Here is a 24734-nt window from a genome sequence, read left to right on the forward strand (position 1 = left end):
ACGGTCGGCGCATGGCATCGAGCGCACGGCCCGCCGACGGCCGGCTCACCGATCGGTACGGGCGGGTCGCCACCGACCTCCGGGTGTCCCTGACCGACCGGTGCAACCTGCGCTGCTCCTACTGCATGCCGCCGGAGGGTCTGCCCTGGCTGCCCAGCCCGGACATCCTGACCGACGACGAGGTGACCCGGCTGATCGGGGTCGCGGTGTGCCAGCTCGGGGTGACCGAGGTGCGGTTCACCGGCGGCGAGCCGCTGCTGCGCCCCGGGCTGACCCGGATCCTCGCCGCCGCGGCGGCGCTGCGGCCCCGGCCGGTGCTGTCGCTGACCACCAACGGGATCGGTCTGGACCGGTTGGCGCCCGGCCTGCAGACCGCCGGCCTGGACCGGGTGAACGTGTCGTTGGACACTCTCGACCCGCAGCGGTTCGCCCAGTTGGCGTACCGCCGGCGGCTGCCGGACGTGCTCGCCGGGCTGGCCGGCGCGGCGGCGGCCGGGCTGACCCCGGTCAAGATCAACGCGGTGCTGCTGCGCGGGGTCAACGACGACGAGGCCCCGGCGCTGCTGCGGTACGCCCTGAGCCACGGCTACGAGCTGCGCTTCATCGAGCAGATGCCGCTGGACGCGCAGCAGTCCTGGGACCGCGACCGGATGGTCACCGCCGCCGAGATCCTCGACCGGCTGCGGTCCGAGTTCACCCTGCTGCCGGATCCCGCCGAACGGGGTGCCGCACCGGCCGAGACCTGGCTGGTGGCCGGCGCCGAGCGGTCGGACGGCAGCCCGGCCAAGGTCGGGGTGATCGGCACGGTGACCCGGCCGTTCTGCGGTGACTGTGACCGGACCCGGCTCACCGCCGACGGGCAGGTACGCGACTGCCTGTTCGCCCGGAAGGAGTCGGACCTGCGTGGCGCGTTGCGGTCCGGGGCCGACGACGAAGAGTTGGCGCAGCGGTGGCGGCGGGCGATGGCCGGGAAGCTGGCCGGGCACGGCATCGACGATCCGGCGTTCCTGCAGCCGGCCCGACCGATGTCGGCGATCGGCGGCTGACCGTGGGCGACCCGACACGGGATGGAGCCGAGCAATCGGTGACGGTGCGTTACTTCGCCGGGGCGCGGGCGGCGGCCGGGCGGACCACCGAGTCCGTTCCGGCCGGGCTGGACCGGGCCGGGCTGGTGATCGAGCTGACCGGTCGGCACGGCGACCGGCTGGGTCGGGTGCTGGCGGCGGCGAGTTTCCTGGTCGACGGCGTCGTCTGGCATGATCGTCACACACCGTTGCCGGCCGGTGCCACGGTCGACGTGCTGCCACCGTTCGCCGGCGGCTGAGGAGGACCGCGTCCGTGCTCGCCGTACTCGGGTTCGTCGCAACGCTGACCCTGATCACCGGCCTGATCCACGGTTACCTGTGGTGGCGGCTGGTCCGGGACACCACGCGGCCGGGGCGGTGGCGACGGGCCGGCACGCTGCTGGCCGTCGGGTTGGCGGTCCTGGTGCCGGTGACGATGGTGAGCACCCGGTCCGCCGGGATGTCCTGGCTGGCCTGGCCCGGCTACGTCTGGCTGGCGGTGATGTTCTACCTGCTGGTCGTCCTGCTGGTGCTGGAGCCGCCGATGCTGGTGGCCCGGCTGGTCGGCCGGGCCCGCAGCCGCCAACTGAGCAGGGTGGGCACGGTGCCGGTGACCGTACCGGCCGAGACGTCCGCCCCGCCGCCGGCCGAGCTGCCCGGCGGCCGGCCGGCCGACGACTCGGTGCCCGACCCCGGCCGACGGCTGCTGCTCGCCCGCAGTGCCGCGATCTTCGCCGGGCTGACCGCGACCGGCGTCACCGGCTACGGCATCCGGACCGCCCTCGGCCCGCCCCGGCTGGACCGGGTGCAGGTGCCGATCGCCCGGCTGCCCCGGGCCATGGACGGTCTGCGCATCGCCACCGTCTCGGACATCCACATCGGCCCGCTGACCGGGCCGGCGCACACCGCCCGGATCGTCGAGCTGATCAACAGTTTGGACGCCGACCTGGTCGCGGTCGTCGGCGACCTGGTCGACGGCACCGTCACCGAGCTCGGCGGCACCGCCGCCCCGCTGGCCGACCTGCGCGCCCGCTACGGCAGCTTCTTCGTCACCGGCAACCACGAGTACTACTCCGGCGTCGAGGAGTGGGTCGCCGAGGTGGACCGGCTCGGCCTGCGGGTGCTGGTCAACGAACGCCGGGAGATCGTCACCCCGGGCGGGGTGCTCGACCTGGCCGGCGTCAACGATCCGACCGCGGAGACCGCGCGGCCGGCCGGGCAGGCCGCCGCCGGGTCCGGGCCGCTGGCCGGTCCGGACTACGACCGGGCGCTCGGCGACCGGGACCCGGACCGCCCGGTGGTGCTGCTCGCCCACCAGCCGGTGCAGGCCCACGAGGCCGCCCGGTACGGCGTCGACCTGCAACTGTCCGGGCACACCCACGGCGGTCAGATCGCCCCGTTCAACCTGGCGGTACGGCTGGTGCAGCCGGTTGTCTCCGGCCTCGCCACGGTCGACGGCACCCAGGTGTACGTCACCAACGGCGCCGGGTTCTGGGGGCCGCCGGTGCGGGTCGGCGCACCACCACAGGTCTCCCTGGTCGAGCTGCGCAGCGAGTGAGGCTGCGCAGCGAGTGAGAGTCACGTCTCGCGGGTTTCCGCGCGTGGCGACACGCCGGGCGGCCCGGTCACGTGACAGGATGCGGCGTGCCCCCGTACCGCGCCGTGCCCTCTCCCGGCTCCGCCACGGGACCCGGGCCCTTCATCGCCGACCTGCACATCCACTCCCGGTACTCGCGTGCCTGCAGCCGGGACCTGAACATGTCGAACCTGGCCTGGTGGGCCCGGCGCAAGGGCGTCAGCCTGCTCGGCACCGGTGACTTCACCCACCCGGCGTGGTTCGAGCATCTGCGCGAGTCGCTGCGCCCGGCCGAGCCGGGGCTGTTCCGGCTCAGCCCGGAGGCCGAGCGGGACGTCGCCCGCCGGCTGCCGCCCCGGCTGGCCAGCGAGGCCGAGACCAACCCGGTGCGGTACATGCTCAGCGTCGAGATCTCGACGATCTACAAGCGCGGGGACCGGACCCGCAAGGTGCACCACCTGATCTACCTGCCGGACCTGGATGCGGTGGCCCGGTTCAACACGGCGCTGGGCCGGATCGGCAACCTCGGCTCCGACGGCCGGCCGATCCTCGGGCTGGACTCCCGCGACCTGCTGGAGATCACCCTGGAGGCGAGCGCGGACGGCTACCTGGTGCCGGCGCACATCTGGACGCCGTGGTTCTCCGCGCTCGGCTCCAAGTCCGGCTTCGACGCGATCGCCGACTGCTACGCCGACCTGGCCGGGCACATCTTCGCCGTCGAGACCGGGCTGTCGTCGGATCCGGCGATGAACTGGCGGGTGTCCAGCCTCGACGGCTACCAACTGGTGTCGAACTCCGACGCGCATTCGCCGCCGGCGTTGGCCCGGGAGGCCACCGTGCTGGACAGCCCGCTCGACTACTACGCGGTACGTGAGGCGCTGCGCACCGGCGACGGGCTGGTCGGCACCATCGAGTTCTTCCCCGAGGAGGGCAAGTACCACGCCGACGGGCACCGCAACTGCGGCGTCAGCTGGGCCCCGGAGCAGACCCGACAGGCTGCCGGTCGCTGCCCGCAGTGCGGCAAGCCGCTCACCGTCGGGGTGCTCAGCCGGGTCGAGGATCTCGCCGACCGGCCGGACGGGCACCGGCCGGCCAACGCCAAGCAGGTCACCCACCTGGTGGCGCTGCCGGAGATCGTCGGCGAGATCAACCGGGTCGGTGCCCGGTCGAAGACCGTCGAGGGCCAGGTGGTCAACCTGGTCGCCGCGCTCGGCCCCGAACTGGACATCCTGACCAAGGTGCCGGTGGACGACATCCGGCGGGCCGGTGGCGAACTGCTCGGTGAGGCGATCACCCGGCTGCGTCGCGGCGAGGTCCGTCGGGTGCCGGGCTACGACGGCGAGTACGGGGTGATCACCCTGTTCGCGCCCGGGGAACTGGCCACCGGTGGTGGTGCCGGTCAGCCGGAGGCGCTGTTCGACGTACCCGTGCCGGCGCAGCGCTCGGCCGACGGGCCAATGGCCGCCGACGAACCGGCACCGGCCGGTGTCCGACGCGGCGGACAGTCCAGGGCCGGGACCGGACAGTCCAAGGCCGGGGCCGGCCGGTCCGGTTCCGGTGGGCGGCCGACGCGGCCGGGCCGGGCCGGGCGGTCCGGGCAGGAGCCGGCGGCACCGCCGATCCCGCCGCCACCGACGCCGTCGCCGCACGAGCCGTTCGAGCCGATGCTGGCCGGCATGGAGGAGGTCGGCACCGGGCTGCTGGACCGACTCGACGCGATGCAGCGGGTCGCCGCGTCCGCGCCGGGCGGGCCGCTGCTGATCGTCGCCGGGCCGGGTACCGGCAAGACCCGGACGCTCACCCACCGGATCGCGTACCTGTGCGCCGAGCTGAACGTCTTCCCGGAGCGCTGCCTGGCGATCACCTTCACCCGTCGGGCCGCCGAGGAGCTGCGCCACCGGCTCGACGGGCTGCTCGGCCCGGTGGCCGAGGACGTCACCGTCGCCACCTTCCACTCGCTGGGGCTGACGATCCTGCGGGAGAACCCGAAGGCGGCCGGGTTGCCGGCCACGTTCCGCATCGCCGACGACGCCGAGCGGGAACGGGCCCGCGCCGAGGCCGGCGAGGACGACGCCACGTACGCCAAGCTGCTGCGCGCGGCCGGCCTGGTCGACCTGGACGAGCTGGTCGCCCTGCCGCTGCGGCTGCTGCGCGACGACCAGAAGCTGGTGGCCCGCTACCGGGACCGCTGGCGGTGGATCTTCGTCGACGAGTACCAGGACGTCGACGCCGACCAGTACGAGCTGCTGCGGCTGCTCAGCCCGGCGGACGGCAACCTGTGCGCGATCGGCGACCCGGATCAGGCAATCTACTCGTTCCGTGGCGCCGACGTGAGCTACTTCCTGCGCTTCTCGGAGGACTTCGTCGACGCCCGGCTGGTCCGACTGGCCCGCAACTACCGGTCGGCGGCGCCGATCCTGGCCGCCGCGGTGCAGGCCATCGCACCCGGCTCCCTGGTCCGCGGCCGGCGGCTGGAGCCGGCCAGACTCGATCCGCAGGCACCGCTGATCGGGCTCTACCCGGCCGGTACGGCCGCCGACGAGGCGGCGTTCGTGGTGCGTACGGTCGACGAACTGGTCGGCGGGATCTCGCACCGCTCGTTGGATTCCGGGCGGATCGACGGGCAGACCTCGTCGGTGTCGTTCTCCGACATCGCCGTGCTGTACCGCACCGACGCGCAGTCCGGTCCGATCGTGGACGCACTGACCCGGGCAGGTGTCCCGGTGCAGAAGCGGTCACACAACCGGCTGCGGGACCGGCCGGGGGTGGCGGCGATCGCCCGCGAGCTGCGACACGCCGGTGGTGGGCTGGACGGTTCACTGGCCGCCCGGGTCCGGCTCGCCGGGCAGGTGCTGGCCGACCGGCTCACCACGCCGACGCTGGACGTGCCGGCCGGTCCGCAGCTGTCACCGGCGGACGTCTGGTCGGCGGTGGAGTTGCTCACCCCGCTGGCCCGCCGCTGCGGCGACGACCTGCCGATGCTGCTGTCCCAGCTGGAGACCGGCGCCGAGGTGGACGCGCTGGACCCACGGGCCGAGGCGGTGACCCTGCTCACCCTGCACGCGGCGAAGGGCCTGGAGTTTCCGGTGGTCTTCCTGGTCGGCTGTGAGGACGGCCTGCTGCCGCTGCGCTTCCCCGGTACTACGCCGACCGACGACGACGTCGCCGAGGAGCGGCGGCTGTTCTTCGTCGGCCTGACCCGGGCCCAGGACCGGCTCTACCTCTCGCACGCCCGTCGTCGGGTCCGGCACGGCAGCGAGCGGGAGACCCGGCCGACGCCGTTCCTGGACGCGATCGACGCGGGGCTGTTCGACCGGCTCGGCGACGAAGGACCGCGCCGTCCCAAGGACCGTCAGCTCCGCCTGCTGTAGTGGATCTGCTGTCCTTTTGCTGGCGGGCCTGCGGTACGGACGAGGACAGCTGTCACGTGTCCGACAACGCCCTATCCGGACATTGACTCCCACCGTTGGAGTGGCACACGGTGTAATTACCGTGCGACTCGTACGGCGCACTCTCGGCATCCGCGACCTCGTCCGGATCCGGGTCTCCAGCAGCAGGGAGTCAGCGACCGGAGTCTGACCATCAACGACCGCGGTCAGGTCCTCGGATCCGCTACCGGGAACGGTTATCTCTGGCAGGCCGGGCAGGTGACGCGGCTGGACCCGCCGGCCGGCTTCGAGCGGTTCACAGCTTCCGTTATCAACGAGGCCGGCACCCCGTGGTGGGCACGGTGTGGGGCGGCGGCTCACACGCCGCGACCTAACACCGGGGCGACTTCACGGTGATCGACCGGCTGCACCCTCAGGCCACGGCCTCCTACGGGATCTCGATCAACGACCGGGGGTGGTGTTCGGCACCGGTGAGTCGACGTCGCCGGACCAGAGCTTCACGTGGCACCGGGGCACCCTGCCCCCCTGTGGCACAACAACCAGTACGCGGCGCAGATCGGCATCAACAACTGGGGCGACATCGTCGGCGAGTACGAGCCGACTCCCAGTGGCTTTCCCTGCTACTGCCGGGGCGCCCGCTGGCATCGGGGGGTGCTGACCGATCTCGGTGACCTGGGCAGCGACGGGGCATGGTCGAACCGGCCGGCGGACGTCAACAACCGGCGGGAGATGGTCGGTTCCTCGACCACGCACGACGGGAACTCACACGCGTGCCTGTGGCGGGCCGGCACCATGATCGACCTGACCACGCTAGGTCTGCGGGCGACAGACGAGGTCGTGGAGATCAACTCCTCCGGGCAGATCGTCGGCATCCGGGACGGTCGGGCGACCCTGTTCGTCCGGTGAGCCGGGCGGCGGCACACAGCTGAACCGGACGGCTCGGCTGAACCGGGCGGCTCGGCGGCGGTTGGCGCGCTTCGGGGAGGTGAGCAGTTGGGGTGCTCACGCTACGGTGACGTTTGTCATCGCCGACCCGAGCGGACAGCCGGGGCCGGAACCGCCGCGCAGGAGGACAGGAAATGTCGCAATACGGACCGCCCGGCGGGCCGTACCCGGGTGAGCAGCCAGACCGGTGGCCCGAGCATCGGCAGCCGTCCGAGCCGTACCGGGAGCCGTCCGATCCCTGGGGCCGGCCTCCCGGACCCTGGGGTGACGCGCCCAGCGAGGCACCGGGCCAGCAGTGGCACGGCGGGGCGCAGCCGGACTGGTCGACCGGGCAGCCTCCGCCCGCCGGCCCCGACTGGCAGGGGTACGGGCAGCACACGTCGGCCGGCGACCAGAATTGGCATCCGCCGACCCAACCGGCCCAGGGCTGGGCCGGGGCCGACGACCAGACGTGGCGGCAGTCCGGCGGTGACCAACCGTGGCAGCAGCCGGGCGGGGGCCAGCAGCCGTACCCCGACGGCGGCCAGCAGCAGCCGGGCGCGGCACCAGCGTGGGAGCCGGCGGCGGAACCACGCCGTTCCGGGCGCGGTGGGCTGAGCGGCGGGCTGCTCGCCGTGTTGATCGGTCTGACGGTGCTGCTCTGCGGGGGCGGCGCGGCCGGCATCTATGTTCTGACCCGCGACGAGACGCCGGACACCGGGACGGAGTTGACGGCACCGACCACCGCGCCGGACGACGCGCCGTCCGCGGCCCCGTCGGAGCAGCCCGAGCCGACGGTTGAGGCCGACCAGCCGAGCCCCACTCCGACACCGACGTCGTCGAACGACGCCCGGTTCGTCGACGTCGGGCAGTGTGTCCGCAACGAGGCCGAGGCGGAGGAGGAGACGCCGGTGCTGACGATCACGGATTGTGACTCCGGCGCGTACGAGGTGCTCGCCCGCTTCGATGGCGTCACCGATGGCGAAGAGGACGCGAAAACCAAGTGCGCGGACGTCGAGGGCTACACCAACTGGTACTTCTTCAACAGCCAGCTCGACGCCCTGGATTTCGTGCTCTGTCTCAGGCAGCGGTGAACTGACCGGTGAGGCTGCCGCCGGATGGCAGCCGTTGGTTACCGTTCCGATAGCACAGTTGATCCGCTGGACCCCTGCCCGGCGGGTGAGATCCGTGCCAGGCGGGCAGCGCCCCGCCTGATCCAGCGACGACGCTAGGGAGATCATGTCCAGCTACGGTCCGCCGGGCTACCCCGGTCCGGGACAGCCCGACGACCCCGCCGGTCAGTCCGGTTACCCGCCGCCGGGTTCCGGTTACCCACCCCCGGGCTCCGGTGCCCCTGATCCGACCACGCCCTACTCCTCGCCGTACCAGCCCGGCGGCTACCCACCGCCGCCCACTTCAGGTGGCGGCGGCTACCCGCCGCCGCCCGGATCGGGTGGTGGCTTCCCACCGCCACCGCCGCCAGGTTGGGGTCCGCCGCCGCCCGGGATGCCCGGTGCCCCACCGCCGAAGAAATCTCGCACCGGGCTCATCATCGGGCTGGTGATCGGCGCGGTGGTGTTGCTGCTGTTCTGCGGCTGCGGCGTGATCGGGTTGTTCGCGTTGGCCGACAGCGGCACCTCGACCGTCAGCGAGGAACTGCCGACGGTCGACGTTTCGACCGGGGCACCCGACGATCAGCAGGGCGAGGACCCCGGCTCGGCGCCGCTGCCCGGCGGCAGCGACGACCTGATCGTGGTCGGCGACTGTGTGGTCAACGACGGTTCGGACGAGGACGCCGTGCTGCGCAAGGTCGCCTGCGATCCGGGCACCTTCGAGGTGCTGGCCCGCATTCCGCTGACCACCGACACGGAACGCTGTGACGATCCGATCTTCGGCCACCCGGACACCGACACCACCTACACGCACGACACCGGTGAGCAGGTCCTCAACTACGTGCTCTGCATGAAGGAGCTCTGACCGGGGCGTTCTCGACCAATGACTAGGGCTCTCTAGCGTGACAGCTAGAGAGCCCTAGTCATTGGTCGAACGTCGGACAGACGCCCCCGGCGGGCGGGCCGGCCGAGGTGCCGACAGGACGTTGGCCGACACGATCGGGACCTATACCCGGTTCTAGCGCAGACGCTAGACGGCCCGATACGGTGCCAGACATGGATCCGATCCGGAATCCGTACGCTCCCGGCGCCGGCCAACGTCCGCCCGAACTCGCCGGCCGTGGCCGCGAGCTGGACGTCTTCGAGGTGGTCCTGGAACGCGTCGCCCGAGGCCGCCCGGAGCGCAGCCTTATGCTCACCGGCCTGCGCGGGGTGGGCAAGACCGTCCTGCTCAACGCGCTCCGTTCCCAGGCCATCGCCCGGCTCTGGGGCACCGGCAAGATCGAGGCCCGGCCGGACCAGTCGCTGCGCCGTCCGGTCGCCGCCGCACTGCACATGGCGGTACGCGAGCTCGCGCCCCGGCACCGGGCACCCGAGCGGATCGACGACTTTCTCGGCGTACTGAAGGCCTTCGCACTGCGCGCGAACCCGCCGGCCGCCGGCGGACGCGGCAACGCCCAGCCTCGGCTGCGCGACCGCTGGCAGCCGGGCATCGACGGGCCGGCGGCGACCGGGCGGGCCGACTCCGGCGACATCGAGATCGACCTGGTGGAGCTGTTCACCGACGCCGCCGCGGTGGCCACCGACGTCGGTACCGGGATCGCGCTTTTCATCGACGAGATGCAGGACGTCGACCCGACCGACGTCTCCGCGCTCTGTGCGGCCTGTCACGAGTTGTCGCAGCTCGGCGGGCCGCTGATCGTCGTCGGAGCCGGGCTGCCGCACCTGCCGGCGGTGCTCTCCGCCGCCAAGTCCTACTCCGAGCGGCTGTTCCGCTACCAGCGGATCGACCGGCTGGACCGGGTCGCCGCCGACCAGGCGCTCACCGCGCCAGCCGCCCGCGAGCAGGTCGAGTACGAGGCGAAGGCCCTCGACCTGCTCTACGACAAGTCCGGCGGATACCCGTACTTCGTGCAGGCCTACGGCAAGGCGACCTGGGACCATGCCCCGCGCTCGCCGATCACCGCCGCCGACGTGCGGGTCGCCGCGCCGGAGGCGGAAGCGGAACTCGCGGTCGGGTTCTTCGGGTCCCGGTTCGAACGCGCCACCCCGGCGGAGCGCGAGTACATGCGGGCGATGGCCGTGCTCGCCTCCGCGACCCCGCAGGACGGTCCGGTGCCGGGCGTCGAGGACGGATCGGGCGATGGACCGCCGGACCCGGCGGCGGCGGACATCGACCCAGCGGTCCCGACCGCCGAGATCGCCCGCTCTCTCGGCCGCAAACCGGCCAGCTTGTCGCCGGCCCGGGACGCCCTGATCAAGAAGGGGCTGATCTACTCGGGCGAGCGCGGCACGGTCGCGTTCACCGTGCCGCACTTCGGCCGGTACCTGCGCACCCAGCCCGGTTGACCACGCCCGGTGCGGCCCGGCAGCCCCGCCGCTACCCGACAGCTCACCGGTTTGCCGGGTAACAGACCGCCCAACCGGGTATGACAAGGAGCATGACACCCGTACGCACCACTGCCCGCGCTCTGCTCAGCGGCATCTTCATCGTCAGCGGCGCCCGTGCGGTGGCCAGCCCCGCGCAGTACGCCGACCGGGCGAAGACGGTCACCGACCGGGTCGCTCCGATGATCGAACGGGCCGCGCCCCGGCTGCCGACCGATACCGAGAGTCTGATCCGGCTGCACGGTGCCACCCAGCTCGCCGGTGGCCTGCTGCTGGCGACCGGTCGGCTGACCCGGCCGGCCGCGGCGGTGCTGGCGGCCTCGCTGGTGCCTACCACGGTGGCCGGTCATCCGTTCTGGTCGGCGACGGACCCGACCGAACGACAACTCCATCAGGTGCACTTTCTCAAGAATCTGGGCCTTCTGGGCGGGCTGCTGCTCGCTGCCGCGGATACTGAGGGCCGACCGGGTCTACGCTGGCGAACCACCCGGGCCGTCCGGCAGGGCCGGCGGTCGGTGCGGCGGGCGGTGCACTCGGCGCGGCGGGACGCCCGGATCGCCGTCCGGTCCGCCGCCACCGCCCGGCGACTGCCCGGCTGACCTGTGGATACGGCCGAACGATGACCCGAACGATGGGCGGTAAATATCGGACTTCAGTGCGTAGTTGGGCATCGAAAACCACGAAACAGATAGAACGCATCACACAGCGTTAACGCGGTGGAAATATCGCGAACTAGTGTGGGATCGGACACGGTAGGGTAACGCGCCCGCCTCCGGACGCCGCTGCGTTCTAGGCTCGGACGGGCACTGGGCAGACTCTGCAGTCAACGACCGGGGGTGGGTAGACCATGGTGACGGACGTCCGCTCCCGGGTCCGTCGTCTCGCCCCACTGGGTCGGCGCCGTCTCGCACCACTGCGTCGTCTCGCACCGCTGCGCCGCCTGGTTCGCGACGTCGAGCGCGGCACGCTCGTGCGGCTCGGCCTCGTCGCGCTGACCTGCTACGCCGCCTGGTACGCGATCGGCATGTTCGGCCGGCCGTACAACTTCTTCGACATGCGCATCTACCACGGCGCGATCATGTGGTGGGCCAACGGCGGCGACCTGTACGCCTTCATCGCACCGGAAACCACCCTGGGCTTCACCTACCCACCATTCGCCGGCCTCACCATGCTGCCGATGGCGGTGGTTCCGATGATCACCGCCGGCTGGCTGAACGTCGCATTCGGTATCGCCGCCCTCACCATCGTGCTGGCGGTGCTGCTCGGCCCGATCGCGGACCGCTGCGGCTGGCCGCGCTGGTTCACCGTCGGTCTCGCGGTGCCCCTCGCGGTGGCCATCGAACCGTCCCGGGAAACCCTCGGGTACGGGCAGGTCAACCTGCTGCTGTTCGGCCTGATCATCGCCGACCTGGTCGCGTTGCGCTGGCGCGCCGCGCCCACGCCGCACCGGCTGGCCACCGGCGGCCCACTGCGCCGAATCTTCTTCAGCGGCATCTGGGCCGGCGCCGGCATCGGCCTGGCCAGCTCGATCAAGCTGACTCCCGCCCTGTTCATCGTCTACCTGCTGATCACCAAGCAGTGGCGGGCGGCCACCACCGCGATCGGCACCGCCGCCGCGGTCACCGTCGGCGCGATGATCGTCGCCGCCGACGAGTCGGCCACCTACTTCACCTCGGTGCTGTGGGACACCGGCCGGGTCGGGGTGTCGGACATGACCCCGAACCAGTCGCTGGCCGGCCTGCTGGCCCGGCTCTACGACTCGATGGAGACCCCCGGACTGCTCTGGATCTCGTTCGCCCTGTTGCTGCTGGCGCTCGGGCTGTCCCGGGCCGCCCACGCCCACGCCGACGGCGACGAGTTGACCGCGTTCACCCTGATCGGCCTCACCGCCAACGTGATCAGCCCGATCAGCTGGTCGCACCACCTGGTCTTCGTGATCCCGGCGATCATCGTGCTGGCCGACGCGGCGCTACGTCGCCGCAGCGCCAGCAAGGGGCTGATTTCGCGGCGCACCTACCCGCCCACCGGCGCCGGTATCAGCGGCGTGGCCGGGCTACGGACCCCGATCTGGTTCCCCGCCCTCACCGGTATGCGGCACGCCACCGCCGCGATCGCGCTCTACCTGCTCTTCCTGGTGTCGCCGATCTGGCCGTACGAGCACCAGTTGCCGCAGGTCTCGCACTACCACGACGGACTGTTCGGCGTACTGATGGAGAACTCCCTCGCCTTGGCGCTGATCGCGCTCGTCGCGGCACTGCCCTGGCGCCCCGGAGCCGAACCGGCGTTCTACACCGACCCGCGACCGCAGATCCGGCACCGCCAGCCGGCCGGTCCGACCGGCACCGGCGTTACTGATGCCCGGACCGGCACCGGGCGGCCCGACCCTCGGACCCCCGGTCAGGTCAGGGGCAGTTGACCCACTCCTCGGTGCCGTCGGCGAAAATCTGCCGCTTCCAGATCGGCAGCCGGGCCTTCGCCTCGTCGACGAGCCGGGCGCAGGCGGCGAAGGCCGCCGCCCGGTGCGCGGTGCTGACCGCCGCCACCAGGGCCACCTCGCCGACGGCAAGCGGCCCCAGCCGGTGCGACACGGCGACGGCGTGCACCGCCGGATCGGCAGCCACCTCGTCGGCGACCTCCCCCAGCACGTCCTCGGCGCTGGGATGGCCCTCGTACTCCAGGCTGAGCACCGACCGGCCGTGATCGTGGTCGCGGACCACGCCCTGGAAGGACACCACCGCGCCGGCCCGAGGGTCGGCGACCGCCGCCTCGTGGGCGGCCAGGTCGAGCGGTTGCGCGGTCACCGACACCAAAACAACAGGTCGGGTGGTCGGAACGGTCACGGCAGATGCTCCCCAGGCAGCAGTGGCAACGGTACGACAGGCACCTCGTCGTCGGGGCGGCCGCTGCCGCCCGGTGGGATCACCGCGAAGCCGGCGGCAGCGGCCAGCCCGCGCAGCATCGCCGACCCGACGTGCCGCAACGGGTACGCGGTACCGGTCGCCGGATCGACACGTACCAGGGCAAGGTGGGTGAAGTCGCCACGGCCCGGCACCGCCGCCCCCAGCCGGTGCCGGGACAGGGTCGGCAACGGCCTGCCCTGCAACCCGGCGAGCAGCGGCGCGACCAGTGACACCAGGGCGACGATCGCGGACTGCGGGTTTCCGGGCAGCCCGGCGACGAACCGGTCCCGCCCGTCGGCGCCGGCCACCCGGGCGACCAGCATCGGGAACCCGGGTCGGACCGCGACCGTGTTGACCACGTACTCGGCCCCCAGCTCGGCCAGCGCCGGATGCAGGTGGTCCACCGGGCCGTGCATGGTGCCGCCCGTGGTGCAGACCAGATCGGCCCCGGCCAGCGCCGACCGCAGCCCGTCGACGTGCGCGGCGAGGGTGTCGGCGACCGGCCCGGTCACCGCCTCGGTGGGCAGTTCGCAGCCGTACCGGCGCAGCCATCCGGGCACCGCCGGGCCGAGCGCGTCGCGTACCCGGCCGGCGCCGGGTGGCCCGGTGGTCAGCAGTTCGTCGCCGAAGACCAGCAGGCCGGCCCGGATCCGCTGATACACCGGCAGGTCGTCGTAGCCACAGGAGGCGGCCAGGCCGATCACCCCGGGGTCGACCGGCGTACCGGCCGCCAGCAGCTCCTCGCCGGCCGACGCCTCTTCGCCGGGCGAGCGCCACTCCGGCTGCGGCCGCGGCTCGCCGCGTACCAGTCCGGTGTCGTCCAGCTTCGACTCCTCGACCCGCAGCACACTGGTGGCCCCGGCGGGGACCATCGCGCCGGTGGCGATCTGCACCGCGGTGCCGTCGTCGGACAGCTCCGGCGGCACTCCGCCGGCCAGCACCCGGCCCACCACCCGCCACGGGGCGCCGCCGCGCACCGCCCAGCCGTCGACGCTGGCGGTGCGGAAGGCCGGCAGGTCGGTCAGGGTGGTCAGCGGCGCGGCGAGGGTGGTCCCGTCGGCCTGCGGCAACGGCAGCCGGACCAGCGGGCGGCGGGCGGCCCGGCCGGCGGCGTATACCAGGGCGCGGGCCTGCCCCCAGTCGACGGGTGGGTGCCCGGCGGCCGGGGCGGCCGTGCCGGTCGTCGGTTCGGCGCTCACCGGCCGAGCCTATCCGCCCGCCGGATGCTGCCGGATGCTGCCGGGTGCGGTGGCGTCAGCCGCGCCGGGGTGCGGTCGTGCCGGGTGCGGTGGTATCAGGCGCGGGGGTGGTCGCCGCCGGCCAGCTGGTCGAGCGCGTGGCGCAGGATCGGCCCGAGCACGGCCAGGCCGTCGCGGGCACCGCCGGTGGAGCCGGGCAGGTTGACGATCAACGTACGACCGGCGACCCCGGCAATGCCCCGGGACAGCGCGGCGGTCGGCACCGCCGACCGGCTGACCGCCCGGATCGCCTCGGCGATCCCCGGGATCTCGTAGTCGAGCACCGAGCGGGTCGCCTCCGGGGTGCGGTCGGTAGGGGTGATCCCGGTACCGCCGCTGGTGACGACCAGCTGCACCCCGTCGGCCACCGCCCGGCGCAGCGCCTGCGTGACCGGTTCGCCGTCGGCGACCACCAACGGGTCGTCGACCCGGCAGCCGAGGTCACGCAGGCCGGACACCAGCAGCGGACCGCTGGTGTCGGAGTAGACACCGGCGGCGGCGCGGTTGGAGGCGACCACCACCCGGGCGTACGGGCTCACGACCGGTCCGCCGGACGCTGCCAGTCGCCGGTCTTGCCGCCTTCCTTGGACAGCACCCGGACGTCGTCCAGCGACGCGGCCGGGTCGACCGCCTTGATCATGTCGATCAGGGTCAGCCCGGCGGTGGCGACCGAGGTGAGGGCCTCCATCTCGACACCGGTCCGGTCGGCGGTCCGCACCGTGGCAGTGATCTCGATGGAGTCCGCGGTCAGCGCCAGGTCGACGACCACACCGTGCAGGGCGATCGGGTGGCACAGCGGGATCAGGTCGGGGGTGCGCTTGGCGCCCATGATGCCGGCGATCCGGGCGACGGCCAGCGCGTCGCCCTTGGGCAGGCCGTCGCGGCGCAGCAGTTCGACGACCTCGCCGGTGGTACGCAGTCGTCCCGCTGCCACGGCACGGCGGACGCTCGGCGGCTTGGCGGTGACGTCCACCATCCGCGCGGCGCCGGTCTCATCGACATGGGTCAGGTTCGGTACCTCGGTCACCTGAACGAGCCTATCGAGCAGACCAGTCGGCCCTGGCTCGACCGCCACGGTTGGCGGCAGAGTTGGCATCAGGCCGGTTGTACCGGCGACCCTGCCGGCCCGGATGTCACCTTCCACTTCTCCACCGACCCGCACTTCCCGGATCACCTTCGCGGATACCTACTACAGCCCCAAATCGTGCACGCCTAAGGAAACCATAAGGTTATGAGCGAACCTGTTCGAGTGCATTCCGTCGGCGATCAATAACCAACGGTGACAAAGCGCCGCCATCTTCACTAATCGTGCGCATATGGACATTTATCCGTATGCAAGTGGCATATCGCAACTCTATGGTTCTCCTGTCAGCAAGAGCCGGCAGCACCAACTGCCCAATCGAGTGGAGGGGAAGACCATGCGCAGCAACGAATGGTACTGATACTGTCGTCTACCGATGACGAGCAGTAGTTCTGCGGGCCACGCAGCGCAACAAGATCAGGAACGGGTGTGACCCGCACGGTTCGACGCGACAACGAGACCGATCGGCAGCTGGTGCTGCTCGTCGGTCTCGTCGCCGTTTGTGCGGTGGCCGTCGGCGTCTCGTCGCTCTACCTCGTCGCCGGGTCGCTGGACAGCACTGCCGACGAACTGGCGCTCGTCGCCGCCTTGGTCTTCCTCGCCGCGGTCGGGGTCACCGTCAAATGGTTCGTCCGTATCCGGTCGACGGCCCACGCCATCGCCTGGAGTGAAGTCGCCATCCTGGTCGGACTCGCGGTGGCACCCGCCACCCTGGTGGTGCTCTGCACCGGCCTGGGCGTCGGCCTCGCGATGATCGTGCAACGGATGGCCCGGATAAAGGCGACTTTCGCCGTCGCGAAGAACATGCTCGTCGCCGCCGCCGCTGGTGCCGTCCTGCACACGCTGAACTGGGATCCGGAGCTGGCGATCTACAGCACGGCGTTCTTCGGGCCACTCGTCACCGCCTATGTCGTAGCGGTCGTGCTCGACGAGGTACTCACCATCCCGGTCATCGCCCGCGCCACCGGAACCAGGCTATGTGCCATTTTTCGGCACAATCTCGGAGTTAGAATCTCCAGCGCGGTGATCCGGTTCCCGCTGATCGTCGCCATCCTGCTGATCCTCAAGGCGGACCAGTGGCTGCTGGTGACGATCCCACCCGTAGTGCTCTGCATCCACCTGGCCTACGCCGGACATGCCAGGGCCCGCGACGACCAGCAGGCCTGGCAGCGGCTCGCCCGGGCCACCGACGCGCTCAACGTCGTCGACCTCGACGCGGTGCTGTCCATCGCGGTGGTGCAGGCAGCCGACCTGTTCTCCACCGACCGGGTCGAGGTCGAGCTCAACGAACCTGCCCGGCTGGTCCAAGGCAACAGCGACGGTGTGCAGTACGACGGCCCCACCGGCAGCGCCCCCACCCCGCACATGCGGACCGTGATCGCCGTACCGCTCGCCGGTCCGGGCAGCACCCTCAGCGTAGGCACCCTGCGGCTCTGCCTGACCGGCCCGGTCAAGTTCTCCGACCGGGAGCGCTACACGCTGCGTACCTTCGCGTCCGCACTGTGCACGGCGGTCCGCAACGCCTCGCTCTACCGGCAGCTGAACCAGGTCGCCGAGCGACACGCCCGCGAAGCCGCACAGGACGAACTCACCGGGCTGGCGAACCGGCGCCGGCTGATAGAGCACGGCTCCGACCTGCTCGGCCGACGGCGCACCGGCGGGATCACCGCGCTGCTCCTCGTCGACCTCAACCATTTCAAGGAGATCAACGACACGCTCGGCCACGGCGCCGGCGACAAGGTGCTGATCCAGGTCGCCCGGCGGCTGTCCGCGAACGTACAGCCCGGTGACCTGGTGGCCCGGCTCGGCGGCGATGAGTTCGCCGTACTGCTGACCACACTGCCGGCTCCCGCGATCGCCGCGCACCGCGCGGACGCGCTACTCACCGCGATCTGCGAACCGATGGAACTCGACGGCATGCGGATAAACGTCGAGGCCAGTGGCGGCATCGCCGTCGCACCGGGCAGCGGTGGAATGGCCGAACTGCTGCGCCGCGCCGACGTGGCGATGTACCAGGCGAAGCGATCCGGCGGCCGGACCGCCGTCTACGCCCGCAGCCGGGACACCGCCGACGTCGGCCGGCTGGCGCTCGGCGGAGACCTGCGTCGGGCGGTCGCCCAGCACGAGTTCAACGTCGACTTCCAACCGATCGTCGACCTCGGCACCGGGGAGGTGATCGCTGCCGAGGCGCTCGCCCGCTGGCAGCACCCCGACCGGGGCCGTCTCGACCCGAAGCGCTTCCTGGAGACCGTCGAACGATCCGGTCTACTCCCCGCCTTCGCCGACGCGGTCCTGGAGCAGTCCCTGATCGCCGCCGCCACCTGGCACGAAGCCGGCTTCACGCTGCCGGTGGCGGTCAACCTGTCCCCGCGCAGCCTGCTCGACCGGCGGTTCCCCGGTGCCGTACTGGCTCGGTTGCAGGCCCACGACGTCCCGCCCGACCGACTCATCCTGGAGCTGACCGAGACTCTCACCCTCAGCCAACTCGAAGTGGTCGACCAGGTGCTCGGCCAGCTCCGCGACGCCGGGGTACGGCTCGCCTTGGACGAATTCGGCACCGGCTACTCGTCGCTGTCCATGCTGTCCCGGGTTCCGGTGCACGAGCTCAAGATCGCGCGTTCGTTCGTGATGAGCATGGAGACCTCCTCTGAGGCGGTCGCCGTCATCCGGTCGACCGTCGACCTCGGCCGCAGCCTCGGCTTGGCCGTCGTCGCCGAGGGGGTGGAGAGCGAGCCACAGCGCCGCGCGCTGTGGACGATCGGCTGCACCGCCGGCCAGGGACACCTGTTCGCCCGGCCGATGCCGGCCCACCGGCTGCTCACCGCGCTGCAGTGCGGTTCCGGCGGCCGACCCGGCAGCCTGGCCAACCCACTGCACGACGAAGGCGCCGTGGTCCGGATCGACCAGACCCGCCGGGCCGGCCAACGGCACCGGAACGAGAAGGTACCGCACCTGCCAGCCTGACCGTTCTGTCAGACTTGCCGGCGTGACCGTCACGGCGGCCGGACCCGCAGCTCGCCAGCGCCGCCCGGCTGACCCGGCCCGGCGGTGGTGGGCCGCCGCCGCCCGCCGCTGGATGCAACTGGACCGGGGCGCCGACGGCCTCGTCGGCGACCTGACCCTCTATCTGCTCTCCGCAGTCTTCGCGGCGGTCACCGCAGTCGCCTCCACGCTCGCCCCGCACCGAGCCTGGGGAGCCGTCGCGGTCGTCGGATACGCGGCGGCCGCCGCCGTCGTGGTCGGCCAACTCGTCGTCCGGCGCGCCACGGCCCACCAGCGGCTGACCGGTGGCGCCCCGGCCCATCAGCGGCTGACCGGCGGTGCCGCCCGCGCGTGGCTGACCGGGATCACCTGGGCTGCGGTGGTCGCGGTGCCCCTGGTCCTGCAGGCCGAGCAGCGGGCCAATGGACGCACCGACCGGGCCCAGGAAGAGGTAGTCGTGGTTGACGACGGCGGTGCCTCCCGGCTACTCGCCGACGGCAGCCCGTACCTGTCCGAACAGCAGATCGCGGCGCTGCCGGCGGACGAACGGCTGCTCGGCTACCTGCCGTACCAGCCTGGGATGGCAATCTTCGGGCTGCCCCGGGCGCTGGCCGGCACCGGTTGGTGGACCGACGCCCGGGTCTGGTTCGCCGTCGCCACCCTCGCCGCCCTGGCCGCGGCCCTCACCCTGGCCCGCCGCCGGGCCGGCCCGGCCGGCGATCGGGTACTCGTGCGCGCCGCTCAGCTCGGCACCGTACTGCCGATCGCCGCGCTGGCCATGAGCACCGGCGGCGACGACCTGCCGGTGCTGGCCCTCGCCCTGCTCGCCCTGGTGCTCTGCGCCAGCGGCCGGTACGCGTCCGCCGGGACGGCCATCGGCGCGGCGGCCGCGCTCAAGCTGTTCGCCTGGCCGATCCTGCTGGTGCTGCTCTGCCACGCCGCCACCCGTGGTCGACGGGTCGTGGGCCGGGTCGCGGCCGGTGGGATCACCCTGCCGCTGCTCGCCCTGCTGCCGGTGGCGGTGGTCGACCACGCCGCGCTGATCCACAACGTGCTCGGCTTCCCACTCGGTGCCGGCATGGTCTCCAGCCCGGCCGCCTCGCCGCTGCCCGGCATGCTGATCGCCACCTGGTTGCCCGGCGGACGGATCGTCGCCGGCGGGTTGCTGCTGCTCGCCGGGCTCGCCATCGCGGTGCGGCTGATCCGCCGGCCGCCGCGGACCGCCGCCACGGCGGCGCTGATCTGCGGCCTCGGCCTGCTGGCCGCGACGCTGCTGCTGCCGTCGACCCGGTTTGGCTATCTGCTCTACCCGGTCGCCCTGTTCAGCTGGGTCCCCGTGCTCCGGGTCGCCGAGGCACAGCCGCAGGCGTTCGCGCCGGGCCGTGACGGGCTGGTGCCGGCGTACCGGCCCGACCGGTGATGCCCCGGGGGTCGGCGGCACCGGCAGTCCTCACCGCGGTGGCTGTCGGCGGCGCGGCCGGGGCGGCCGCCCGCTACGGCATCGCCGCCGGCTGGCCGGGCCCGGCCGAAGGTGGACTGCCCTGGCCGACCCTGGTCACCAACCTCGTCGGATGCGCGTTGATCGGTGTCCTGATGCGGGTGGTCACCGCCGTGCCCCGGCCGCACCGGCTGCTCCGGCCGTTCCTCGGTGCGGGCGTACTCGGCGGCTTCACCACCTTCTCGGTCCAGACCCTGGAGGTCGCCGACCTGTTCGCCGCCGGACGGCCCTGGCTGGCCGCAGGCTACGCGCTCGGCACCCTGGCGAGCGCGCTGGTCGCGGTCTGGCTCGGCGGTGCGACGGCCCGACCGCTCGCCGACCGGATCGCGCGGCGGGTCCGGTGACCCGCCCCGATCATCCGGAAAATTCGGGAGGTACAGGATGAGTCTGCTCCTGGTGATGTGCGGCGGGGCGGTCGGCGCGCTGGGTCGCTACCTCACCGACCGGGTCGTGGTGGGACTCGGTCGGCCCAGCTTCTGGGGCACCTTCCTGGTCAACCTGGCCGGGGCCGCGCTGATCGGCCTGCTCGCCGGTGCCGGACTGGCCGGTGCCGGCTGGCTGGCCCGGCTGCTCGCCACCGGCCTCTGCGGCGCGCTGACCACGTACTCGACGTTCGCCTACGAGGTGGTCCAGTTGTCCGGCGGCTCCGCGCGGGATCGCTGGACGGCCGCCGGCTACGCCACCGGCACCCTGCTGGCCGGATTCGCCGCGCTGCTGGTCGGCCGCCTGGCCGGCGACGTCCTGGCAGGGTGACCGCGACCGTCGGTGCGGAAAGGGTGACCCGCGACCGTCGGTGTGGAATCCGCCGACCGCGCGGCGGGCGGGCGGGAAACGGCGTACACCTTGAGGACATGGAGATGGAATACCGGGACCGCCGCGACGCCGGGGAGCAGTTGGCCGGGCAGTTGGCGCAGCTGCGGGGGCGACCGGACGTCGTCGTCCTCGGACTGTTGCGGGGCGGGGCACCGGTCGCGGCGGTGGTCGCCGACCAGCTCGACGTGGCGTACGACGTGCTGGTCATCCGCAAACTCGGTCTGCCGTCGGCGGCCGAAGTCGCCTTCGGCGCGATCGGGCCGGGCGGGGTGCGGGTGCTGAACCGGGAAATCGCCGACCAGCTCGACCCGGGACAGATCGCCCAGATCACCACCGAGGAGACCACCGAGTTGCGCCGCCGCGAGCGGCTGTTCCGAGGCGACCGGCCGCCGCTGGACCTACGTGGCCGGACCGCCGTCCTGGTCGACGACGGGCTGGCCACCGGCGCGTCGGCCCGAGCGGCGGTCACGGTGAGTCGAAGCCTCGGCGCGGACCGGGTGGTGCTGGCGGTGCCGGTCGGCTCGGCCGAGGCCATCGGCACGCTCCAAGACGTGGTAGACGAGGTCGTCTGCCCGCTGCGGCCAACGGACTTTCGCGCCGTCGGTTGTTACTACCAGGATTTCCACCAGGTGTCCGACGACGAGGTCACCGCGTTGCCAGTCGGCAGGTGAGGATCCCAGCCGGTACCGTCGAGTCATGCAGATGAACTGTCCCAAGTGTCACGGCGCCATGCGGCAGTACGAGCGCAGTGGAATTACCGTCGACCAGTGCACCGAGTGTCGCGGCATTTTCCTGGATCGGGGCGAGCTGGAGCGCCTGCTGGACGCGGAGGCAGCCTGGAACGGTGGTGCCGGCGGCCAGCAGCCCGGTCAACCGCCCCGCCCGGCGCCAAGCCCGGCCGGCGGATACCCGCCGCCTCCGCCACCCCCGCCGACGCACCACCAGCCCGGCTACCCGCCGCCGGCCCCGGCCTACCCGCCGGCTCCCGCCTACGGGCACCACGGCTACCACGGGCACTACCGGCACAAGCGGCAGAAAAGCTTCCTCAACCAGCTCTTCGACTGAGCCTGTGCCCCCGGCGGTCCGGAACTCTGCGGTGGTCCGGGCCGCCACGCTACCCGGAGCGGACGGCCGTCCTGGCATGGTCGCTCAGATCGCCATGTCGACGAACCGGGAGAGGTGCAGCTGGGCGGCGACGGTCACCGTGTCGGTCGGCCCGTTACGGTGCTTGGCGACAATGAAGTCGGCCTCGCCCGCCCTGGGCGACTCCTTGTCGTAGTAGTCATCTCGGTGCAACAGAATGACCACGTCCGCGTCCTGCTCGATTGACCCCGACTCGCGCAAATCGGATAGTTGCGGCCGCTTGTCGGTACGCTGCTCAGGGCCACGGTTCAGCTGGCTGACCGCGATCACCGGGCACTCGACCTCCTTGGCCAGCAGCTTGAGCCCACGAGACAGGTCCGCGACCTCCTGCTGACGGCTCTCGGTGCGTTTCGGTGAGGTCATCAGCTGCAGGTAGTCGACGACGATCATCTTCAGGTCGTGCCGCTGCCGTAGCCGCCGCGCCTTGGCCCTGATCTCCATCAGGTTCATGTTGGGCGTGTCGTCGACGAAGAGCGGTGCCTCACTGATCTCGCCCATCCGCCGGGCCAGCTTCGTCCAGTCGTCGTCGGATAGCTGACCGGAGCGCAGGACGTGCAACGGCACCTTCGCCTCGGCGGAGAGCAGCCGCATGACGATCTCCACCTTGCTCATCTCCAGCGAGAAGATCGCGCTGGCATGGCCGGCCCGGATCGCCGCGTTGCGGGCGAAGTCCATCGACGCGGTCGAGTTGTGCGTCGGGATCATCGTCCGGCCGGCGAGATACAGGTGATCGGGGTTGTCCACCGTGACGCAGCGCACCGGCACGCTCCGGACCGGTCGGACCGAGGTGATCCGTCGCTGCTGGTCGTCGTCGGTGTGGATGGTCACCGTGTAGACGGTGGATGGCGAGGTCATCCGGCCCTGGACGGTGGCCGCCGACACCGTGCAGTGCAGCCCGAGGCTCGCCACCAACTCGCGTACCGTCTCGACCATCGGACGCGAAGTGGTCCGGTACTCGTCCAGCCCGCCCGGGTTGCGGGTGCCGGCGGTGTCCAACAGACCGGCCAGCAGCGCCCGCCGCTGCCGCTCGGAACTCCGCAGGTACGCGTCCGGGATCCGCCGGTCGACCTGGCGGTGGTCGGCAGCCGGGTCACCACCGGCAAGATCGACCCCCAACTGGTACGGCGGCACCGGCAGGTCGTCGCGGTCGGGCAGCACCAAGGCACGGCAGTTCGTGACGGTGACGTCGAGGTGCTCCGCCGGTGACCGGTCGAGTAGCTCCAGGATCTCTTCGGTGGTCAGTACCTGGGTGGACCGTGCAGGTGCGGACTGGGCCGGTCGTGGCCCGGACCGGCCGGCCGGTGCCGGGGCGACAGCGGCCAGCGCCGCGGTGGCCGCTGCCGGTGCCGGCACGGCGGGCCGGTGCGTCACCTGCCAGAGGTGATCGCCGTCGGCGACGATGGCCGAGCCGTCGGAGAACTCGACCCGGAAGGACCGTCCGCCGAGCAGGACGGCAGAGGTGCCGACGACCGTGGTGGGTCGACCGGCGGCGTCGAGTAGTCGGTCACCGACCACGACCTCACCCATCGTGGTCCAGCCGGTCGGGGTGGGCAGCGGGGTGTCCAGCGCCAGCGCCTTGCCGAGGCCGGGCCGGCCGGCGACGATGATCAACTGCCCGGGGTGCAGCCCGTTGAGCAACCGGTCCAGGTCGGTGAACCCGGTGGGCACCCCGGTCATCATGCCGGCCTGGGCACCGACCGCCTCGATCTCGTCGAGGGTCGGCTGCAGCATGTCGGCCAGGACCGCGAAGTCCTCGCTGACCCGCCGTTCCGTGACGTCGTATACCGCCTGCTGGGCAAGGTCGACGACGTCGTCGATGTCCCGGCCGCCGCCGGCGGCCGAACCGTACCCGAGCTGCACGATCTTGGTGCCGGCCTCGACGATGCGGCGCAGCACCGCGCGCTCGGCCACGATTCTGGCGTAGTAGGAGGCGTTGGCCGCGGTGGGCACGCTCGCGATCAGGGTGTGCAGGTACGGCGCGCCGCCGATCCGGCCGAGGTCACCCGAGTTGGCGAGCGCGGCGGAGACGGTGATGGCGTCCGCCGGCTCGCCTCGCCCGTACAGGTCCAGCACCGCGTCGAAGACCGTGGCGTGGATCGGGCGGTAGAAGTCGTTCGGTTTGAGGATCTCCACGACGTCGGCGATGGCGTCCTTGGAGAGCAGCATTCCGCCGAGGACGCACTGCTCAGCGGCGACGTCCTGGGGTGGCGTGCGGTCGAAGGGCTCACCGCCGGTGGGTGGACCGGGTGGCTTGGCCGGCGGGCCGGGCGGGCCGGACGGGCGGGTCGGTGGCCGGGGCTCGGTCTGCAGGTCGTCCGTGATGGACATCCGGGCACCCCCCTTCACTACATCACTGCCGCGAACTGCGCGGGTACGACATCGTCTGCTCGTGCGTCGTCGACGACCTGCGGTCGGGCCCACCAGGGACCGGGCGACCGGGGGACGTCGCATCGGCGTGGGAGGGCTCCGGGAAACGATACGGACTTGCGGCGGCATGCCCAAACACGGCGGTGGATGAACCTCTGGACAAGCTGTGGACAGGAGGGCACAGGCTGTGCACAACCTTGTGCACAGCCTGTGGAAAACTCGCCGCCAACCCGAAGAGATACCCGCTGAGCTGGGACTT

General features: G+C 72.1%; 21 protein-coding genes. 16 read left to right on the forward strand and 5 right to left on the reverse strand.

The annotated features are described in order from the left end of the window. The first annotated feature begins 11 nt into the window (after positions 1 to 11). The 10 genes from moaA to ACFHWT_RS05040 all read left to right on the forward strand — a co-directional run bounded on the left by moaA (position 12) and on the right by ACFHWT_RS05040 (position 12869). Positions 12 to 1046 (forward strand): GTP 3',8-cyclase MoaA, encoded by a 1035-nt coding sequence (moaA, locus tag ACFHWT_RS04995; RefSeq protein WP_416593372.1) that lies wholly within the window; start codon positions 12 to 14, stop codon positions 1044 to 1046. Further along, entirely contained in the window at positions 1043 to 1324 is a 282-nt protein-coding gene (locus ACFHWT_RS05000; RefSeq protein ID WP_416593518.1) for a MoaD/ThiS family protein, read from the forward strand. Before moaA ends, ACFHWT_RS05000 begins: the two co-directional genes overlap by 4 nt. A 14-nt stretch (positions 1325 to 1338) precedes the next feature. Further along, entirely contained in the window at positions 1339 to 2622 is a 1284-nt protein-coding gene (locus ACFHWT_RS05005; protein WP_416593373.1) for a metallophosphoesterase, read from the forward strand. 86 nt (positions 2623 to 2708) lie between these two features. Further along, positions 2709 to 6011, forward strand: a complete 3303-nt coding sequence (locus ACFHWT_RS05010; RefSeq protein ID WP_416593374.1) for a UvrD-helicase domain-containing protein — start codon at positions 2709 to 2711, stop codon at positions 6009 to 6011. A gap of 519 nt (positions 6012 to 6530) precedes the next feature. Beyond that, positions 6531 to 6935, forward strand: a complete 405-nt coding sequence (locus ACFHWT_RS05015) for a hypothetical protein (RefSeq protein WP_416593375.1) — start codon at positions 6531 to 6533, stop codon at positions 6933 to 6935. 173 nt (positions 6936 to 7108) lie between these two features. Next, positions 7109 to 8047 carry an LppU/SCO3897 family protein gene (locus ACFHWT_RS05020; protein ID WP_416593376.1) on the forward strand — a complete coding sequence of 313 codons (939 nt, stop codon included), beginning with the start codon at positions 7109 to 7111 and terminating at the stop codon, positions 8045 to 8047. Between the two features lie 145 nt (positions 8048 to 8192). Further along, on the forward strand, positions 8193 to 8930 hold the full coding sequence (locus ACFHWT_RS05025; RefSeq protein ID WP_416593377.1) for an LppU/SCO3897 family protein: 738 nt from the start codon (positions 8193 to 8195) through the stop codon (positions 8928 to 8930). A 191-nt stretch (positions 8931 to 9121) separates the two neighbouring features. Continuing rightward, entirely contained in the window at positions 9122 to 10414 is a 1293-nt protein-coding gene (locus ACFHWT_RS05030; protein ID WP_416593378.1) for an ATP-binding protein, read from the forward strand. Between the two features lie 92 nt (positions 10415 to 10506). Continuing rightward, positions 10507 to 11052 (forward strand): DoxX family membrane protein, encoded by a 546-nt coding sequence (locus ACFHWT_RS05035; RefSeq protein WP_416593379.1) that lies wholly within the window; start codon positions 10507 to 10509, stop codon positions 11050 to 11052. A gap of 248 nt (positions 11053 to 11300) precedes the next feature. Continuing rightward, positions 11301 to 12869, forward strand: a complete 1569-nt coding sequence (locus ACFHWT_RS05040) for a glycosyltransferase 87 family protein (RefSeq protein WP_416593380.1) — start codon at positions 11301 to 11303, stop codon at positions 12867 to 12869. Here ACFHWT_RS05040 and ACFHWT_RS05045 read toward each other — a convergent pair. The 4 genes from ACFHWT_RS05045 to moaC form a co-directional block, all read right to left on the reverse strand. After that, complete coding sequence (locus ACFHWT_RS05045; protein ID WP_416593381.1) at positions 12856 to 13293, reverse strand: molybdenum cofactor biosynthesis protein MoaE; 438 nt, start codon at positions 13291 to 13293, stop codon at positions 12856 to 12858. The genes ACFHWT_RS05040 and ACFHWT_RS05045 overlap by 14 nt on opposite strands. Further along, positions 13290 to 14552 carry a molybdopterin molybdotransferase MoeA gene (locus ACFHWT_RS05050; protein WP_416593382.1) on the reverse strand — a complete coding sequence of 421 codons (1263 nt, stop codon included), beginning with the start codon at positions 14550 to 14552 and terminating at the stop codon, positions 13290 to 13292. Before ACFHWT_RS05050 ends, ACFHWT_RS05045 begins: the two co-directional genes overlap by 4 nt. Before the next feature lie 95 nt (positions 14553 to 14647). After that, a complete protein-coding gene (locus ACFHWT_RS05055; RefSeq protein ID WP_416593383.1) occupies positions 14648 to 15130 on the reverse strand; it encodes a MogA/MoaB family molybdenum cofactor biosynthesis protein in 483 nt (160 codons plus the stop codon). Further along, entirely contained in the window at positions 15127 to 15618 is a 492-nt protein-coding gene (gene moaC, locus ACFHWT_RS05060) for a cyclic pyranopterin monophosphate synthase MoaC (RefSeq protein WP_416593384.1), read from the reverse strand. The genes ACFHWT_RS05055 and moaC overlap by 4 nt, the downstream gene beginning before the upstream one ends. Before the next feature lie 483 nt (positions 15619 to 16101). Between moaC and ACFHWT_RS05065 the strand changes: the two genes are divergently transcribed. The 6 genes from ACFHWT_RS05065 to ACFHWT_RS05090 all read left to right on the forward strand — a co-directional run bounded on the left by ACFHWT_RS05065 (position 16102) and on the right by ACFHWT_RS05090 (position 22030). After that, complete coding sequence (locus tag ACFHWT_RS05065; RefSeq protein WP_416593385.1) at positions 16102 to 18636, forward strand: putative bifunctional diguanylate cyclase/phosphodiesterase; 2535 nt, start codon at positions 16102 to 16104, stop codon at positions 18634 to 18636. A 112-nt stretch (positions 18637 to 18748) separates the two neighbouring features. Further along, complete coding sequence (locus ACFHWT_RS05070; RefSeq protein ID WP_416593519.1) at positions 18749 to 20074, forward strand: glycosyltransferase 87 family protein; 1326 nt, start codon at positions 18749 to 18751, stop codon at positions 20072 to 20074. Further along, positions 20074 to 20496, forward strand: a complete 423-nt coding sequence (locus ACFHWT_RS05075) for a fluoride efflux transporter FluC (protein ID WP_416593520.1) — start codon at positions 20074 to 20076, stop codon at positions 20494 to 20496. Before ACFHWT_RS05070 ends, ACFHWT_RS05075 begins: the two co-directional genes overlap by 1 nt. Positions 20497 to 20533: 37 nt before the next feature. Continuing rightward, positions 20534 to 20905, forward strand: a complete 372-nt coding sequence (locus ACFHWT_RS05080) for a fluoride efflux transporter FluC (RefSeq protein ID WP_416593386.1) — start codon at positions 20534 to 20536, stop codon at positions 20903 to 20905. Positions 20906 to 21003: 98 nt separating this feature from the next. Beyond that, on the forward strand, positions 21004 to 21636 hold the full coding sequence (locus ACFHWT_RS05085; protein ID WP_416593387.1) for a phosphoribosyltransferase: 633 nt from the start codon (positions 21004 to 21006) through the stop codon (positions 21634 to 21636). A gap of 25 nt (positions 21637 to 21661) precedes the next feature. Beyond that, on the forward strand, positions 21662 to 22030 hold the full coding sequence (locus tag ACFHWT_RS05090; protein WP_278172929.1) for a zf-TFIIB domain-containing protein: 369 nt from the start codon (positions 21662 to 21664) through the stop codon (positions 22028 to 22030). An 84-nt stretch (positions 22031 to 22114) separates the two neighbouring features. Here ACFHWT_RS05090 and dnaB read toward each other — a convergent pair whose 3' ends face one another. Continuing rightward, a complete protein-coding gene (dnaB, locus tag ACFHWT_RS05095; RefSeq protein ID WP_416593388.1) occupies positions 22115 to 24604 on the reverse strand; it encodes a replicative DNA helicase in 2490 nt (829 codons plus the stop codon). Between the last annotated feature and the right edge of the window lie 130 nt (positions 24605 to 24734).

This window comes from Micromonospora sp. LOL_021 (assembly GCF_048060215.1).
Taxonomy (GTDB): Bacteria; Actinomycetota; Actinomycetes; order Mycobacteriales; family Micromonosporaceae; genus Micromonospora_E.